Here is a 1,229-nt window from a genome sequence, read left to right on the forward strand (position 1 = left end):
TCTGGGCCATAATAATAAACAGTTGGTTAAGATCTCGACTATTTACAGCTTGGCAACGCAAGGTACAATTAAAATCGTACTTGGAGCCGTTCAACTGATCGAGACTTGATCAACTTGTGCAGAGAATGATCATGCGTCGGCCCTGGTAAATGGCGTATCACTTGGATGTCAAACTGGGATCAAGACTATGTGGATTTAGTTGAGCCCGGTTATTTTGAATTTACTGATGACGGCTTAGGGGAATTTGTTTTCGGTGCGGTAAAAGGCTGGGTTGATGCCCGTGTATCTACACGCGTGCCCTATATGGAGTTTTCATGGCAGGGTGAATGTGAAGGCGATGATCTGTGTGGTCGTGGAAAAATCGAATTCACAACTCCTTTCAAAGGCGAAGGCGAAATATTCATTCATAACGGCGACGAATCAGAGTTCATCATTGAAAGAAAAATATAACAATCGCCATCAAAAACGCGCCCGTTGGGCGCTCGACTCGCAACAAGTTGCTCGCGTTTGTGGCGGGCGTTATGTTTCTTGACCGCACCTGTTAAATGGTGCTATTAATAGCACTAAATTGTTGGCTAGGTAACCACTATGCAAGTGAAATTTTCCGAGGATGTCATTCCTCTATCAGACCTGAAGATCAATCCCGGAAAGGTGGTTGGTCGAGCACAGGACACGCATCGCCCAATCCTGCTTACCAGCCGTGGCCGCGGCGTAGCGGTTGTGCAGGGGCTCGAGGATTATGAGAAAAGTGCAGAGGAATTGCGGTTTGTAAAAGCGGTGGCGCAGGGGCTTATGGATGTTCGCGAGGGCAACACCGTATCGTTGGAGGACGCCAAGAAAACGTTGGGCATCAAGTAAATGGAATTACGCATCGCACAGTCCGCTCTTGAGGACTTACAGGCTATTCAAGAGTATTACAAAGAGCAGGATGTGCCACATATCGGTGATGATTTCGTGGCTGCGATCTTGGAGCATAGCGAAATGCTTCAGCTCCACCCTGATGCTGGCCGTATTGTTCCTGAATTCAACCTGGATCATATTCGCGAATTGATTCACGCGCCATTTCGAGTTGTCTATCTCAGGCACATGTACAGAACCTTAAGCGGCAAGCGAATTAATAATACCGTCTAACGTGTTGTTTTGCTTGGATTTTCTCTGCCTACTCTTTTTGCCGTTTTTGGATAAATACACCATTGCCCACTCCAACTTCTCTGTTATTTCCTGCCACG

Annotated in this window: 3 protein-coding genes; all 3 read left to right on the top strand. The window is 46.9% G+C overall.

Annotated features, from left to right (window positions below; genetic code table 11):
• Positions 1-165 precede the first annotated feature (165 nt).
• A complete protein-coding gene (locus tag J9892_RS21245) occupies positions 166-450 on the top strand; it encodes a hypothetical protein (protein ID WP_208143394.1) in 285 nt (94 codons plus the stop codon).
• A gap of 138 nt (positions 451-588) precedes the next feature.
• Positions 589-858: a type II toxin-antitoxin system Phd/YefM family antitoxin gene (locus tag J9892_RS21250; RefSeq protein ID WP_086904841.1), complete on the top strand. Its 270-nt coding sequence runs from the start codon at positions 589-591 to the stop codon at positions 856-858.
• Positions 859-1,131, top strand: a complete 273-nt coding sequence (locus J9892_RS21255; protein ID WP_210538910.1) for a type II toxin-antitoxin system RelE/ParE family toxin — start codon at positions 859-861, stop codon at positions 1,129-1,131. It abuts the gene before it with no gap.
• The last annotated feature ends 98 nt before the right edge of the window (positions 1,132-1,229 follow it).

Source organism: Aeromonas sp. Prich7-2 (assembly GCF_017939255.1).
In the GTDB taxonomy this organism is placed as follows: domain Bacteria; phylum Pseudomonadota; class Gammaproteobacteria; order Enterobacterales; family Aeromonadaceae; genus Aeromonas; species Aeromonas caviae.

Excerpts from the sequence above, each read along its gene's own strand:
- J9892_RS21250 (WP_086904841.1), top strand. The coding sequence starts at position 589 with ATGCAAGTGAAATTTTCCGAGGATGTCATTCCTCTATCAGACCTGAAG.
- J9892_RS21255 (WP_210538910.1), top strand. The coding sequence starts at position 859 with ATGGAATTACGCATCGCACAGTCCGCTCTTGAGGACTTACAGGCTATT.
- J9892_RS21245 (WP_208143394.1), top strand. The coding sequence starts at position 166 with ATGTCAAACTGGGATCAAGACTATGTGGATTTAGTTGAGCCCGGTTAT.